The organism is Pseudophaeobacter sp. A-200-2, assembly GCF_041008815.1.
GTDB lineage: Bacteria > Pseudomonadota > Alphaproteobacteria > Rhodobacterales > Rhodobacteraceae > Phycobacter > Phycobacter gallaeciensis_A.
Genome location: NZ_JAXGFU010000006.1, coordinates 1 through 15603 on the forward strand (window position 1 = coordinate 1; position 15603 = coordinate 15603).

General features: G+C 59.4%; 11 protein-coding genes and 2 pseudogenes. 7 read left to right on the plus strand and 6 right to left on the minus strand.

Annotated elements, in window-relative coordinates:
• Nucleotides 1-222: 222 nt before the first annotated feature.
• Both SM766_RS10260 and SM766_RS10265 read left to right on the plus strand, forming a co-directional pair.
• A pseudogene (locus SM766_RS10260) lies at nt 223-855 on the plus strand (tyrosine-type recombinase/integrase).
• 212 nt (nt 856-1067) lie between these two features.
• A complete protein-coding gene (locus tag SM766_RS10265; RefSeq protein ID WP_368947714.1) occupies nt 1068-1937 on the plus strand; it encodes an NAD(P)-dependent oxidoreductase in 870 nt (289 codons plus the stop codon).
• A 96-nt stretch (nt 1938-2033) separates the two neighbouring features.
• On the opposite strand, the gene SM766_RS10270 is transcribed toward SM766_RS10265, so the two are convergent.
• Together SM766_RS10270 and SM766_RS10275 are read right to left on the minus strand one after the other, a co-directional pair.
• Nucleotides 2034-2831 carry a methyltransferase domain-containing protein gene (locus tag SM766_RS10270; RefSeq protein ID WP_368947715.1) on the minus strand — a complete coding sequence of 266 codons (798 nt, stop codon included), beginning with the start codon at nt 2829-2831 and terminating at the stop codon, nt 2034-2036.
• Nucleotides 2832-3369: 538 nt separating this feature from the next.
• The gene (locus SM766_RS10275; RefSeq protein WP_368947716.1) at nt 3370-5829 is read right to left on the minus strand and encodes a GcvT family protein; all 2460 of its coding nucleotides are present in this window, start codon (nt 5827-5829) and stop codon (nt 3370-3372) included.
• A gap of 102 nt (nt 5830-5931) precedes the next feature.
• Here SM766_RS10275 and betI point away from each other — a divergent pair, with 102 nt between their 5' ends.
• From betI to SM766_RS10295, 4 genes and pseudogenes are all read left to right on the plus strand, one after another.
• Nucleotides 5932-6564, plus strand: a complete 633-nt coding sequence (gene betI / locus SM766_RS10280; protein WP_368947717.1) for a transcriptional regulator BetI — start codon at nt 5932-5934, stop codon at nt 6562-6564.
• A gap of 868 nt (nt 6565-7432) precedes the next feature.
• Nucleotides 7433-7591, plus strand: a pseudogene (locus SM766_RS10285) (DUF6538 domain-containing protein); the annotation flags it as partial.
• Between the two features lie 129 nt (nt 7592-7720).
• Nucleotides 7721-8092, plus strand: coding sequence for a hypothetical protein (locus SM766_RS10290; protein WP_368947871.1), 372 nt, complete (start codon nt 7721-7723; stop codon nt 8090-8092).
• A gap of 192 nt (nt 8093-8284) precedes the next feature.
• Nucleotides 8285-9262: an NAD(P)-dependent oxidoreductase gene (locus SM766_RS10295; RefSeq protein WP_368947718.1), complete on the plus strand. Its 978-nt coding sequence runs from the start codon at nt 8285-8287 to the stop codon at nt 9260-9262.
• A 72-nt stretch (nt 9263-9334) separates the two neighbouring features.
• Here the strand turns inward: SM766_RS10295 and SM766_RS10300 are convergent, their stop codons facing one another.
• Genes SM766_RS10300 through SM766_RS10310 form a run of 3 tightly spaced genes read right to left on the minus strand, consistent with a single transcriptional unit; the run spans nt 9335 to nt 13635 of the window.
• Complete coding sequence (locus SM766_RS10300) at nt 9335-10777, minus strand: aldehyde dehydrogenase family protein (protein WP_368947719.1); 1443 nt, start codon at nt 10775-10777, stop codon at nt 9335-9337.
• A gap of 14 nt (nt 10778-10791) precedes the next feature.
• Nucleotides 10792-12000: a mandelate racemase/muconate lactonizing enzyme family protein gene (locus tag SM766_RS10305; protein ID WP_368947720.1), complete on the minus strand. Its 1209-nt coding sequence runs from the start codon at nt 11998-12000 to the stop codon at nt 10792-10794.
• A gap of 27 nt (nt 12001-12027) precedes the next feature.
• Nucleotides 12028-13635, minus strand: coding sequence for a GMC family oxidoreductase (locus SM766_RS10310; RefSeq protein WP_368947721.1), 1608 nt, complete (start codon nt 13633-13635; stop codon nt 12028-12030).
• 164 nt (nt 13636-13799) lie between these two features.
• Here SM766_RS10310 and SM766_RS10315 point away from each other — a divergent pair, with 164 nt between their 5' ends.
• Complete coding sequence (locus tag SM766_RS10315; RefSeq protein WP_368947722.1) at nt 13800-14681, plus strand: LysR substrate-binding domain-containing protein; 882 nt, start codon at nt 13800-13802, stop codon at nt 14679-14681.
• Here the strand turns inward: SM766_RS10315 and SM766_RS10320 are convergent.
• Nucleotides 14678-15568 (minus strand): LysR family transcriptional regulator, encoded by an 891-nt coding sequence (locus SM766_RS10320; protein WP_274836401.1) that lies wholly within the window; start codon nt 15566-15568, stop codon nt 14678-14680. The genes SM766_RS10315 and SM766_RS10320 overlap by 4 nt on opposite strands.
• Between the last annotated feature and the right edge of the window lie 35 nt (nt 15569-15603).

The window sequence follows — 15603 nt, forward strand, 5'->3', positions numbered from 1 at the left end:
TGTTCTTTGATCATTCCGATGATCTGTGCTTCTGTAAAACGGCTCTTTCGCATCTGTTTGCTCCATCAAGAGGTTGAGCAAACTCTACATTAAAGTGCGGGAGATTTCGGGGGGCAGGTCACTTTCCATACCTCGCAGGCGTTGCAGCCTGCGTATGATATGCTGCCCGCGTCAACGCCGAGTTGTCGTGGTGGGAGGGCATGGCGGATCGGAGGATCAGTCATGGAAACACCAAACTTACCAGCCATTCGCGCGCTGCGTCCTGCTTGGAACAAAGGTCGCATTGTCGGTCAGAAACGACCTCTAAAGCCAAAACATGTCTGGGCGATCAGAGTCCGGCTGGAACTGGCCGAGAATCATCGCGATCTAGCGCTCTTCAATCTGGCCATCGACAGCAAGCTGCGCGGTTGCGATCTGGTCAGAATGAAGGTCGTGGATGTTATGGCATCCGGCGAAATCAAGGAACGTGCGTCGGTTCTGCAAAGCAAGACGCAGAAACCTGTCCGCTTCGAAATCTCCGAAGGCACGCGGGCCTCTCTGGGCAGATGGATGCAAGACCCGCTTATGGTTGGCTCTGAATATCTTTGGCCAGGCCGATTTCACTAGCGCCTTCACATCTCGCCCCGCCAGTACGCTCGGATTGTCCGCGCTTGGATCACTTCGATAGGGTTGGAAGCAAGCGCCTACGGCACCCACTCGATGCGTCGCACCAAGGTGACACAGATCTACAAAAAGACCGGAAATCTGCGTGCCGTCCAGCTGCTGTTGGGGCACACCAAGATGGACAGCACCGTCAGGTATCTGGGCGTTGAACTTGAGGATGCGCTTGCGATCGCGGAGGCGATTGAGATCTAAAAAACTGGGCCGTCTTCACAGACGGCCCAAAGCCGCCTTCCACCCTACAAGCAGGTGCCGCGCCGCAGCTTCACCAAACCGGCCATTCGTCCGTAGTGCAGCATTTTCGGAGGATGAAGGTCGGCAGAGCGGACAAAGCCGACCTTTGTCATTTGGCGGTTAGCGGATACTGTCCCTCTACACGTCATGGATTTGGTTTGGGGAGCGCTACAATGAGTGAAGTGACGATCTTCGGTCTTGGCTTGATGGGATCGGCACTTGCCAAAGCCTGCCAGAAAGATGGGGTTCCTATAACCGTTTGGAACCGCACGATCGAAAAAGCGGAGGCGTTGAAACCTGTGAACGTCTCCATCGCCCAAACGATCTCGGAAGCGCTCGCTGCAAGTCCGGTTTCAATCATCTGTGTGGACGACCCCAGTTCGGTTCTCACCCTCTTTGGGAACAGCGAGATCTGGTCGCACCTGGAGGGTCGGACCGTTGTTCAACTCAGCACCAGCCTGCCGAAACAGGTGAGACAAGACCAAACATGGCTGACGGAAAGAAATGCGGACTTTCTTTATGGGGCCATTCACTGTGGCCCGCAAGACTTGGGAACGAAAGACGGTCATATCCTGTTTTCCGGCCCGTCGTCTGTCTACAAGCCGGTTGAAGGCCTCCTGAGCCATCAGGGCGGGAAGATCGAGTATCTCGGCGAGGACATTGCAGCCGTATCCGTGCTTGACCTGGCATGGTTATCGACCCGCTTCGGTGAATTCATTGGAATGCTGCACGCTGCCAACATATGCCAATCCGAGGGGATCGAACTGCAAAAATTCATTGAGATGTTTCCTGACAATGCACGCATTCAACATCATGTCGGAACGATACGGGATGGCACATACGATCAAAGGACGGCCACGTTATCCGTTTGGCGGGCATCGTTGGAACTGATGAAGCAGCAAGCCATTGACGCAGGCATGGATGCCGGATTTCCGAACCTCGTTGGTGGCCTTTTCGACAGGGCAGTCCAAGCCGACTATAGCGAAGAACATGTGATGGCGTTGTTCAAAGTTCTGAGAGGCGATGCGGGAACGGTGGATTGACAGTTCAGGTGCAGGGCAACCATGAGCCGCAGGTTGCACGAACGCCCGTCGGACGGACGAAAAAGCCTTTCGCGTGTTCCAGTTTTGCTCTTCGCCTCAGCATCTTGCCGAAATCACATGTGCCGCGTGCGGGACGTGCATTCCAGCGCCATCGAAATAGTCTCCGAGCCCCTCCAGAAAGGCCTCAACGGCACGTTCGACCCCATCTTTAGCTAATCCTGAAAGCTTGTCACCAGTATGCATCCCGCCCATTGCACCTGCGGCAAAGGTGCGGGCGTCGGGGTGATGCAGTGTTAGCGTCACCGCCTCTACATCGACATCTTCAAACCCCGCATCTTCAAAAAGCACGCGGAGTTCGACGCCATCCGGCAGGCTGCAAATCGCTCGCACGGCAGCAGCGGCCTCTTCTCCCACATGTGCGTTCAGCGCCGCCGCCTGCGCTTTCAGCATAGGGTTAACGTCCAGTTCCCTTTGGACACTGAAAAAAAGCCGCCCTCCGGGTTTCAGAACACGTCGCAATTCGCGCAACGCAGCGGGCCGGTCGGGAAAAAATTGCAACGCCTGCTGGCAAAAGGCGAGATCGAAACGGTGGTTTTCGAACGGCAATACGGCAGCATCAGCTTCGACCCATTCGGCTTCCAGCCCGGAACGTACCGCCAATGAGCGCGCAACATTCAACATCTCGGGGCTGTGATCGGCTCCTGTCAGGCCAACCGGCGCCGGAGCCAATTCAGCCACCAGTCTTATGACCACGCCGGTGCCGCATCCGAGGTCAAGAATGTGTTCCCCGGCGCGGGGGGCGGCACGTCGGATCACTTCCCGAGCCCAGGGCTCGAAAATCACCGGCACCAGAACGGATTGATAACGGTCTGCAAAACTGGACGAGTTTCCCATGGTAAACTCCTTTTTTTCCCGAGACGCTAAGTGCGGGCCGCCATCGTCCTTTCCCGCAAGCACGATGTATCGGTCGCTTTTGGCAGTATACTTGCGTTACCCCAGTTCTCAAAATGAGCCCGTTTTTTTGGGGGGTAGGTTTAGGACAAATCGTCAACTGTTGATTGGCCAGCAGTTGTGTCCGTGCCAAGAACCGAGTGAGACCGTCTTCGCTCCGGTCTGAACGACTGTCCCCGGTGAAGAACAACGTCGGCTCCGGGTTCAAAGCCGACTTGCGGCACCGCGGCACCAGGGTTGCAGCGACATCACACCTGTTCCCCGCCGCCAGATAACATCAGCCAGCCCAAAGCGGACTTGTACTGTTCTGCCGCAGTATCAGAACCTCCGGGCAATCGGAGCGGAAACCGGCCATTCGCTGCTTGTGCCGTTCAAGCTGGTAAACGAGGAAAAGCGGACATGGCTTGAGCGTTCTGAAAACTGTGCCACTCGCCATTTACAGACAGGACTGCGCGCCTCCCCACTTGGCCAGAATGCCCCTTCATGACTTAATCTTCTTCATGCCCGGATCATATAACGGTTTCAAAGAGGCGATGGCTTTGACACGTTCCCCAGCCACTTCGATTTCCCATTCGCCTTCCTCAACCCGGGCTCCGGTCAAGGGTTCGTTCAATTCGGCAAAACCAATCCCTACCGCGCCGCCCAGGCTGTGGCCATAGCCGCCGACCTGCAGATGGCCAACTTCGGCGCCGTCAAGATATATGCACTCATTCCCGTAAAGGAGCGGCTCGGGGTCCTGCAGCAGGAACTGCAGCATCCGGTTTCTGGGAACACCTTGCGCCTTGATCGCTGCAAGGGCGTCACGGCCGATGAAGCCGCCGGGTTTGTCCAGCTTGACCGCAAAGCCAAGCCCCGCCTCGATCGGGTTGTCGGTATTGTCCACATCAAGCCCGAAATCACGATAAGCCTTTTCCAGCCGCAGGGAGTTGAGGGTCTGCATCCCCGCATCGCGCAGGCCGAATTCCTGGCCTGCCTCCTTCAGCAGATCATAGATCTGCACCGCTGCGTAGGATGGCACCTGAAGTTCCCAGCCGAGTTCACCCACAAAGGTCACGCGGAGGGCTTTTACGATCCAATACCCGACGTCGATATCCTGCCAGGTCATGAAGGGGAAGGCCTCGTTCGACATGTCCGAGGTGGTCACTTTCTCCATCAGCAGGCGCGCCTTGGGACCATGAATGTTGATCTGCGTGATACCCGGAGTGAGGTCGGTGATGACGACGACCTCGCTTTCCTGAATGTGTCGCTGCATCCGCATCAGCGTATGGCCATGGCTGTTTTCCCCGACGACGACCATGAACCGGTCCTCGGCCAGGCGGGTCACGGTCAGATCGGCCTCGAACCCGCCTTTCTCGTTGACCCAAGCAGTGTAGACCAGCCGCCCCGGTTCCACATCAACCTCGTTGCAGGACAGGCGGCTCATCAGGGCAAGTGCATCAGGACCTTCCACCTGAAACTTGGACATGCTGGACATATCCATGATGATGACATCCTCGCGCGCCGCGCGGTGCTCTTCGGCGTGCCAGTCAAACCAGTTCTGGCGGAACCAGCTGTATCTTTCGACCTTCGCCTGATCGGGTGTCGGGGCGAACCAGTCGGGCATCTCCCAGCCGTGTCCTTCGGTGAAATATGCCCCATTGGCGGCCAATCGGTCATGCAGCACCGACCGTTTCAGGTCGCGCGCTGTCTGGTAGCTTTCGTTGTGATAGTGCTGACCGAACATCTTACCCAGCAGCTCTGGGCCGCGGTCCCGGCGGAAGGCAGGCGTGGCCTCGTGGCGGGTGAAACGATTCACGTTGATACCGGTGACGTCGATCGGCGGATGTCCATCCACGATCCAGTGCGCCAACACCTTGCCTGTGCCCGCCCCATTCAGGATGCCCAGAGAGTTCATGCCGCAAGCGACGAAACATTTGCGCAGCTCGGGCGTTTCCCCGACCAGCGGGGCAAGATCCGGCGTGAAGCTTTCCGGTCCGCAGAACAGTTTGCGCACGCCGACGTCGAGCGCATCCGGGACACGGGAATAGGCCTTTTCCAGATGCGGCCCAACACGGTCCCAGTCGGGTTCGATCTCACCAAACGAGAAATTCTCGGGAATACCCTCCAGTTTCCACGGAGCGGCGCCCGGCTCAAACAGGCCCAGCATCAGCCCTCCGACCTCTTCACGGTAATAGGTGTAGGTTGAAGGATCTTCCAGGACTGGCAGATCGCGGCTGAGCCCTTTGATGTTTTCGGTGATCAGATAATAATGCTCGGCGGCCTGCAGCGGCAGATTGATCCCAGCCCTGGCCCCCAGCTGGCGAGACCACATCCCACCACAGATCACGACGTTCTCCGCAGTGATGGTCTGGCCATCGGCGGTGCGTACCCCGGTGGCCGTGCCATTCTTGGCCAAAATTTCGGACACAGTGGTGCCTTCAAAAATCTGCGCACCGCCCATCCGGGCGCCTTTTGCCAGCGACATGGTCACGTCAACCGGATTGGCACGCCCATCTTCCGGGATATAGAAACCTGCCATCACATCGTTCAGATCCCCGATGGGGAACAAATCGGCTGTTTCCTTTGGCGAGATTTCGTGGATGTTGATCCCGTGCCGACGCATGAAGGGGGCCAGGCGGCGCATTTCATGCACACGCTCTTCGTTGTTGGCGATTTGCAGATAGCCGACGTCGCGAAACCCCGTTGGCACCCCGGTTTCCTTCTCCAGATTGGCATAGAGATCCCGCCCATGGGTGTAGATCTCACATTCGGCCTCCGAGGGAAGAAGCCCCGCCACGATCAACCCTGCAGCATGCCATGTAGTGCCTGACGTCAACTGGTCGCGCTCCAGAACGACAACGTCCGACATGCCAAGCTTGGTCAGGTGATAGGCGGTATTACAGCCGATCGACCCACCCCCGACAATCACCGTCTGCGCGTGCGAGGGGAGTTTCTGAGCCATCGGTTTTCCTTCCAGTGCGAATCTTGAATTTGATCAAATCCTACAATTGACCTGTAGCAGCAATCAACATACTGATTGAACAAACATTCAATAGAAAGCATTATGGTTTCGACATTCCCCCAGAAAAAGCCGCGCACCGCAGCGCCAGAGGTACGGCGCAAACAGCTGATCGAGGCAACCATCACCTGCATTGCACGCAAGGGCATATCCGGCACCACGCTCAACGCCATTGCCAAGGAGGCAGGTCTCTCGCTGGGGCTGGCCAATTTCCATTTCAAGAGCAAGGACGCGCTGCTGTCCGAAACGTTGAGACATCTGGCGGCCGAACATCGCGACATGTGGCTGCGCGATGTGCAACGCGGCGATCTGTCGGATGCAGAGAAGCTGCGCTCGATCGTATCATCACAGTTCCACCCGCGCATTTGCAGTCGAAAAAAGCTGTCGGTCTGGTTCGCCTTTTTCGGGGAGGCCAGCCATCGAAAGGCCTATCGGCTGAATTCTTCGCAGATCGACATGGAGAGACAAGACCTATGCGCGGAGCTGTGCGGAAATATCATTTCTAAAGGGGAATACGTCGACACCGACGCAGACCAGGTCGCCCAGACACTGGAAGGCCTTTTCGACGGCCTCTGGCTGAACATGTTGATGTATCCAGCCAAGTTCACGCGGGACACAGCTGAGCGGCAGGTGATGGACTATCTTCGGCTGGTTTTTCCAAAGCATTTTTATGATTGATCGAGGCTCCTCTTTCCAGCTTTTTCGCCAACGCCATCGGTCGCCTCAACTTTGGCGGACTGGACATATCCTGAACTCCAAGGCCGCAAAATTGCGCCCGCAGAGAATGTCTATTCCGGTGGATCGCACCGCAGCGTGCTCGGTGAAGCATCAACGGCCGCTTTTGGCTGGTCGGGCTACTGATCGCGCCATTCTGCGCCGACTTTGCAAAGTCCCCTTTCTGCGCTTCGCTGACCTTGAAGCCGGGCGCAGCATGATCAGCGGTGCAGTTTAGTCTCGGATGGCCGCTTTCTTCAGAACGGGGCGTTTCCTGTGCTGGTGCAGCTAACGGCAGCTGTCCGCCCTCTTTGATTGGCAACTCAGCTCAAGCAGCACCATCGACCGATGTAGCAGCAGATTCGTCCAAACGTTTTTCAGCGTCAGATTGCTCAGGAGCGTTCGTCGTCAAAACGCACCAGGTGCGATGTTCCAGTGTGATATGGTCTGCTGCATCTGCACCAAATGGCTTCGAACTAGCGGGCACAAGTGACGCGCCCAACAATGCCAGTGACTATTCCTCTGACAACGAAAACAAGGTTCGGAAAGTTGTCGCGGAACTCTTCTAAAGGGCGTAGGCTTGCTATATCTCGGCGTGAAGAGTGCTTTGTTGGCATCGCACCAGAGGCAACAACTCGAATTGGGGTATCAATGGGGGTACTCGAGAAAATCGAAATGATTTTCATGATTACTTTCAACAATATAACTATAAGATTAGAAGCCGCCCCCGGCACCATCTCCTTCGTTCAGGACATTGTTTTGCATCAGTTTTTGGACTGACCAAGACGAGGCGTAGAACAAATTGGAGAACAATTCACGCAGCCGTGTCTTCGTGAAGGAAGGCATCTACTACTTCACCCGCCGTATCCCAGTAGACCTGCGACAGCACCACTCGTCGGGCAAATTTTCCTACTCCCTAAGGACCAGATCCCGTTCCATCGCTCTTTCGCGGGCGAACAGGGCTGTAGGTAAGCTGGACGAGTCCTGGTACCATCTTCGCACACAGGATGCGGAACTCCCTGACAAAAACCTTCTCCGGCATGGTCTGACCCGGCAGGCTCATCTCTCTGGAGAGGATACTACTGTCACATCTGATGTTTTGACGCTGTCGGAGGCTGTATTGACGTATCTGCGTCTCAAAGGTCAGGGACGCCCTGAGACCTTCCACCGCGCGGCCCACCGTTCTTGCCGCTACGTGATCGACGTCTGCGGAGACAAACCACTGACAGACTGCACCAAGGCAGACGCGAACAAGTTCCGTGATGACCTGATCAAGCGTGGGCTGGCTGGCAGCAGCATTACCCGGATCTTCGGCACCGTCCATGCGGTCTTCAACTTCGCCGTTGCAGAGGTAGGGCTGTCCACCGCAGCGCCGTTTGCCAACGTCTACTATGATCGCAACGCCGGGGTTTCCGGCCTTAGCTCCATCCCTGTGCAGGACATTCGCACCGTTCAAGGTAAATGCGAGAGCGCTGGAGAGAGCAAGAGATGAGCCTTGAAACACCAAACCTACCCACCAGCCCAGCGCTTTGTCCCGCCTGAAACCAGGGGTCGCCGCCCAGCGATCCGCGAAACTATGTGCTGCAATCCGAACCACCCCTTTGGGCCAAGAGCGGTTGCTTTACCGCTGTGCAATCGCCGGTCAGGATTGTCACGATAGCACTCGGATAAAGGAACACCCGCTATGAAGATCGGCTTTATTGGCCTCGGCAATGTAGGAGGCAAGCTCGCGGGCAGCCTGCTGCGCAATGGTTTCGATGTCACGGTGCATGATCTCAACCCCGACCTTGTGGCCGAATTCATCGCGCGCGGTGCCAAGCCCACCAGTGGCCCCCTGGCGCTGATGCAGGACTGTGACGCTGTCATCACCTGCCTGCCCTCCCCGGCCGCCTCTGCGGCAGTCGTCGAGGAAATGCTGCCAGCCGTCGACAGCTCCAAGATCTGGATGGAAATGTCGACCACCGATGCAGGCGAGGTGAAACGCCTGGCGGCCCTGGTCGCCGAGCGCGGCGGCGCCACCATGGAATGCCCGGTCTCCGGCGGTTGTCACCGGGCTGACACCGGCAATATCTCGATCTTCGCCGGCTGCGACCGGGACACCTTTGAGCGGATGTTGCCAACACTGACCACCCTGGGCCGACGGGTCCTGCACACCGGCGATATCGGCAGTGCCTCGATCCTCAAGGTGATGACCAACTACCTTGCGACGGCCAATCTGCTGACCTGCTGCGAGGCGCTGGTAACGATGAAGGCCGCCGGTATGGACATGAACACCACCTACGAGGCGATGAAGATCTCCTCCGGCACCTCCTTCGTGCATGAGACCGAAAGCCAGGTCATCCTGAACGGATCGCGCGACATTTCCTTCACAATGGATCTGGTGAAGAAGGACATCGGTCTGTTCCAGAGCATCGCGGAGGCCCATGACGTTCCACTGGAGATCAGCCCCCTGATGGTTGGAATTCTGAACGACGGGATCGCGCGGTTCGGTGAACGAGAACTCTCGCCCAACATCATCCGCAGGCTGGAAGAGGCCACCGGCCTGTCGATCACCGCGCCCGGCTTCCCCGCCGAGATGACCGACGACGAGCCGGAAGAACCGGGGTACGAAGTCATTCCCACCGGCCTTTCGGCGCCGCTGGCAAAGCTATTGGACCAGTAAGGCCGGACCGTATGAAAAACGAGGCGCGATATCCTTTCGCGTCCCGTGTCTTTGGTGTCATTGACGCGCTGCTCAGGCAGAAAAGGGCGGCCTGACCTTCACTTCCAGAAAGTCCTCAAGTCCAAACCGCCCGCCCTCGCGGCCATTGCCCGATTGTTTGAACCCGCCAAACGGCGAACCGTAATCCGTGGCCCGCCCGTTGATGTGAATACCGCCTGCACGCAGGGCCCGCGCCATCCGCAGGGCCCGCGCCTCGTCCCCGGTGGAAATATAGGCGTCCAGCCCATAATCGGTATCATTGGCCAGCGCGATGGCCTCTGCTTCGGTGTCAAAGGGCGTCATCACCAGAACCGGGCCAAAGATCTCCTCGCGCCAGAGTGTCATCTCCGGGGTGACATCGAAAAAGATCGTTGGCCGGGCGAACCAGCCCTGTGCCAGTTCCGCAGGCAGATCTTCGGGGCGTCCCAGCCCGCCAATCAGCAAGGGTGTGCCTTCGTCCATGCCGATCTGGATCATCCGTTGCACGCGATCATATTGCAGTTGATCAAACAGCGGGCCGATGTGATCGCCTTCTTGATGCGGATCGCCGACCGCCTGGGCCGCGGCGGCGCTGCGGGCGATGTCGAGGGCGCGATCATAAACGCTGCGCTCAACCAGCATCCGAGTGGGTGCGTTGCAGGACTGACCGGTGTTGTCGAAACACTCCCGCACACCTTCGGTCACGCGCGCCTCCAGATCGGCATCGGCGAAGATCACATTGGGAGATTTGCCCCCCAGTTCCAGTGCCACTCGCTTGATCGTCTCCGCCGCATCACGCGAAACCGCACTGCCTGCGCGGGTGGAGCCGGTAAAGGACATCATCGCCACGTCCTTGTGCCGGGACAGGGCAGCGCCAACCGACGGACCGTCACCGAACACGAGGTTGAAGACCCCCGGCGGGAAGCCCGCCTCGTGGATCATCTCAGCAAAGAGTCGCGCCGATAGAGGCGTATGCTCCGAAGGTTTCAGAACGCAGGTACAGCCCGCCGCCAGCGCCGGGATGACCTTCAGCGCGATCTGGTTGATCGGCCAGTTCCACGGCGTGATCAATCCGCAAACGCCAATTGGTTCGTGGCTGACGATATCACCGTTGGTCAGGACCTCTTCTTCCTGATGCGCCTCAAGCGTGGCGATGAACGCCTCAAGATGGCCAAGCCCCGAAGCGGCCTGCACCTCACGCGACATGGTGATCGGCGCGCCCATTTCAGTGGTGATCGCCTGTGCAAGGTCTTCCATGCGCGTCTGCATCACCTCTGCCAGCCGGTGCAAAAGGGCCAGCCGCGTATCCTTCGTCGTCATGGAATAACTGACAAAGGCGGCCTGCGCCGCCGCTACCGCGCGATCCACGTCCTGCGCATTGCCAAGGGTCACCTGCCCCACCTGCGCACCCGTCGACGGGGTCAGGATGGGCATGGTCTGGCTGCTGTCAGGCGCCTGCCAGTCGCCGCCGATATAGAATTCGTTCAGAACAATCATGGTCTCTCTGCCTTTCAGGGTGTCACATGTGCGGTGTCGAGTGTCAGGTGAAGTTCGCGCCCCTCGTAGGGCAACGCAGCGATTGCGGCATCGTCAAGCTCCAGCCCCAGTCCGGGCGCCCGCGAAGGGAGGACATAGCCATCCTCCCATTCGATACCGCCCTTTACGCAGGACATGTAGGGGCCATCGAAACGGCCAATGCTTTCCAGGATCAGGAAATTGGGCGAAGCCGCCGCGATCTGAATATTGGCCGCCGCCACGATCGGTCCGCAATAAAGATGGGGTGCGATTTGCGCCTGTTTGACCTCAGCCATGGCAGCGATTTTCTTGGCTTCAAGCAGCCCCCCGACACGACCAAGGTTCATCTGCAGGATCGAGGCCGCACCTGTCTCAAGTACCCGGGCGAACTCATACTTGGTGCAAAGACGCTCCCCCGCGGCGACGGGGATGGAGGTAAACCGGGCGACCTCGGCCATGGCCTCCGGGCTTTCGGGGGGCACCGGTTCCTCGAACCACAAGGGATCAAAGGGTTCCAGCGCCCGCGCCATCCGCCGCGCGCCCGAAACGGTGAATTGCCCATGCGTCCCAAAGAGAAGATCGACACGGTCCCCCACCGCCGCGCGGATTTCGCGGCAAAAGGCGACCGAGAGGCTGATGTCCTCAAGCCGAGGCTGGTGGCCGTCAAAGATGGTGTAAGGTCCGGCCGGATCGAATTTCAACGCCGTGAAGCCCTGATCTGCCATCTGCACCGCGATCTCGGCCGCGATGCCCGGATCATTGTAGGCATTGGGCTGATCGGGGTCCGGATAAACGTCGCCGCCAGTGGGGTAGATGTAGGAATAGCTGCGCAGGCGCTCATGAACGCGCCCGCCCAGAAGGTCCGCAACCGGCTTATCCGCGGCCTTGCCCAGAATATCCCAGCAGGCCATTTCCAAGCCCGAGAACACGCCCATGACGCTGACGTCCGGGCGCTGGGTGAAGCCCGCGCCATAGGCCTTGCGGAACAACAGCTCGACCTGCTGTGGATCAGCGCCTTCGAACTGGCGCTCGAACATGTCACGCGCCATGGCGCAGCATACTTCCGGACCAAAGGTGGCGTTGTAGATTTCACCGACACCGGTGATGCCGCAGGCCGTCGTCACCCGGACGAAAATGAAATAGCGCCCGCCGTGGCGGGGCGGCGGGTTGCCGACGACAAAGGTTTCAAGTGTCTCAAGGCGCATATGCTGCTCCGTATTGATTGGGGGCGATCAACTGCTGTCTTGCAGGATCAGATCTGCTGCGCGCGCGGCGAGCATCATTGTGGGCGCGTTGGTGTTGCCCGAGGTGATGTTGGGAAAAGCCGAGGCATCGACCACACGCAGCCCGGCCAGGCCATGCACGCGCAGCCGCCCATCGACGACGGAGTCCTGTGGCCCCTCTCCCATGCGGCAGGTGCAGGTCGGGTGGTAGACCGTTGAGGCCCGCGCCCGAAAGGCCTCGAGCAGAGCCTCATCCTCCATATCGGCAAAGCCCTTGGTCTTGCAGCCGGATGTCACCGCCCTGAGCGCAGGCGTTTCTGCCAACCGCTGCAACACCCGGCTGGCACGTACAGCCATCCCGCGATCCTCGGGCGTGGCCAGTGAATTCGCCTCGATCAGCGGCCTTTCGCGCGGATCGGCAGAGCGGATCCGGATGCGGCCGCGACTGGTCGGGCGACAGGGTTGCGCCGAGAGCAAGTAGCCTTGCTGCCGGTCCATCACCACCTTGCCTTTCGGGGTGATCTCATAGGACGCCGGATTGCAGAACAGTTGCAGGTTCGGGGCCTGGGCATCCGCACCAGAGCGCACAAAGCCTCCGATCTGGTTCACCGGTACAGACAACGGGCCACGCCGCGTCAGGGCATATGCCGCCCCTGCCCGTAGTCGCCCGGACAGGGTGCCGAGAACCGCGTTGAGTGTCTGCTCCCGCGCATGAAACTGCCACGAAATAGCAAGATGATCCTGAAGCCCTTCGCCGACCTGCGGCAGGTTGTGGCGTACCTCAATCCCATGCTCCCGCAGCAGATCAGCAGGGCCGATGCCCGACAGCTGCAACAGTTGGGGGGAATTGATGGCGCCTGCACTGAGGATCACTTCCCCAGCGCGGGCAGTGCATCGCTGGCCACCGTGGGTATATTGCAGACCGACGACGCGGGCGCCTTCCAGGTCAAGCCCTTGCACCTCGGCGCGGGTCAGCAGCGTCAGGTTCGGGCGACGCAGGGCTGGCCTTAGAAAGGCATCGGCGGAGGACCAGCGCATCCCGCCGCGAACGGTACTGCGATAATGGCTAAGCCCTCCTGCGCCCTCCGCGTTCATGTCTTTTGCCGTGCCAAGACCAGCTTCCTGCGCAGCCTGCAGGAAACGATCCGAGAATGGATGCATCTGATCGGACAGATCCTGCACCCAGACGGGACCATCGCCCGTGCCATCCGAGTGGGTCTCCAGCGCTTGATAGGTGTCGCGGACCTTCGTCCAGTTCCAGCCCTCGGCCCCCGCGCGCGCCCAGTCGTCAAAGTCATGCGGCAGCCCCCGGACATAGGCCATCGCATTAATCGAACTCGACCCGCCGACCACCCGTCCCCGCGGCCAGTAGATGGACCGCCCGTTCAATGCCACATCCGGCGCCGCGTGATCGCCCCAGTTCAATGCCGCCATTGCAAATGTAACGGCATAGCCCACCGGCAGCTTGATCCAGAACTTCCGGTCGCTGCCTCCGGCCTCCAGCAGCAACACGCGATGGCGACCGGACCGGGTCAGACGTTCGGCCAGAACGCATCCGGCCGAGCCTGCACCGACGATGATAAAGTCGTAATTTTGCTCTGATGGGGCTTCGGTCATCGGCGTAGGTCCGGCTGCTGGAAACGTGTCTCCAGATGCGCGCGGGCGCCCCCGAACTGCAAACAATGTCTATGACTGCTTTGACCCAAATCAGGTTGTGGCAGGAGGGCTTGCCACCCATTTGGCGGCACCCCATGATGGGCCGGTTAAAGAACGGAGCTCCCATGCGCAGGCTGCCTCATGTCAATTGGCTGCGATCCTTCGAGGCAGCGGCACGTCACAGTTCCTTCAGCGCGGCCGCGGAGGAGCTGCACCTGACGCCTGCCGCCGTCAGCCAACAGATCCGCCAGTTGGAGCATCATCTTGGCATTCAACTGTTCAAGCGCCTGCCAAAAGGCGTGCAACTGACGGATATCGGGCTGGCCTATGCGATCCCGGTCCGCAAATCCTTTGTCGAAATGCAGGCGGCCACCGATGGGCTGTTTCGGGTGCAAAGCAAATCGGTCGTCCGCGTGCGCTGCTCTATCAGTTTTGCAGCCCTTATCCTGGCACCGCTGCTGCGCGATTTTGCGCTGGAGTTTCCAGAGATCGACGTCGAACTCTCCACCGCAGTCTGGTCAGACCGGATTGATGGCGCCGGGGTCGATCTGGACATCCGCTATGGCGAAGGGGAATGGCCAGAGCAGACGGTTCACCCGCTCCCCGTGGAAGGAGCCACGCTGGTGTGTCACCCGGATTATGCCGCCCATTTTGGCCCGGAGCCCGATCAGGAAACCCTAGCCCGCGCGGATATCGTTCAGGTCGTGGGATCGGAAACGGATTGGGATCGCCTGTTTCATCACTGCGGCATTGATGCCCCGCGCCCGCCTCACTGGATGAAGGCCGATTCCTCCTTGGTCGCCATGCAGATCCTGTCGGCGGGGCACGGCTGCGCGCTCATCTCGCGCAGTTTTGCCCGCCGCGCGCTGGACGAGGGACGCTTGGTTGCGCCTTTTGATCTGGACCTGCCCATGCAGACAAATTTCGTTCTGGTGGAGCGGGACGATCTGCGCAGGCACCAAGACGTGCGCAAGCTGATCGACTGGCTGCTGGTGCAAAGGATCTAGAATACAGCGGCTTCCCCGCGCACCCATTCGAGGAAAAAACCCGTGTCCTGCGATGGTGCGCTGGCCGTCGTAACGAAATATCCTGTGCCCAGATCCAATGCCCCCTCAGGCCAGGCCTTCAGTGCTCCGTCCCGTTCTGCCTGCCCCGTGATCGACCGCCACCCTAGCATAAGCCCACGCCCGTCGTAGACCGCCTGCGCCGCCTGCACGTAATTATTGAACACCTGACCTCCACCGCGCGGACGCAGGATGCCGCGCGCCTGAAAATAGTCCTCCCAGCCCGCCCAGTTGCCATTGCTTGGATTGCGGACATGGATCAGCGGCGCCTGGGCAAGCGCGCATCCCTCGGCCAACAGCCGATCTACCAAAGCAGGCGCACCGACTGGGCAAATCGCTTCAGAAAACAGCTTTTCCGTGCGCCCTTCGCGCCAGCCACCACTGCCATAGCGCAAAGCCACATCAATACCGGGCGTCATCACTGGCAAATCGCTCGCCGGAGCCTGCACGTTTACGGTAATATCCGGGTAATCCGCGTAAAACATTGGCAATCTTGGCATCAACCAGTAGGTCGCCATTCCGACGGTGCAAGAGACAGTCACCTGCCGTTCCCCGATGGCATGCAACGCCCGGATATCCTCCAGCGTGGCCGCAATCCGCCCCAACCCTTCACGCACTGCCCGCGACAGCATCTCGCCGGCATCTGTCAGGCGCGCGGGCCGCACCCGCCGGTCAAACAACGCGACTCCCACGTGTTCCTCCAGCGCCTTGACCGCCTGACTGACTGCGGGTTGGGTCACGTTCAGGCGCGCCGCCGCATCCCGCATCGAACCATGCCGCGACAGGGCTTCGAAGGTCACAAGAAGGCGCAGTGGGGGGAGATGTTCCATCGAATAACTTAATCCATTGCTTAAGTTATCTTCAT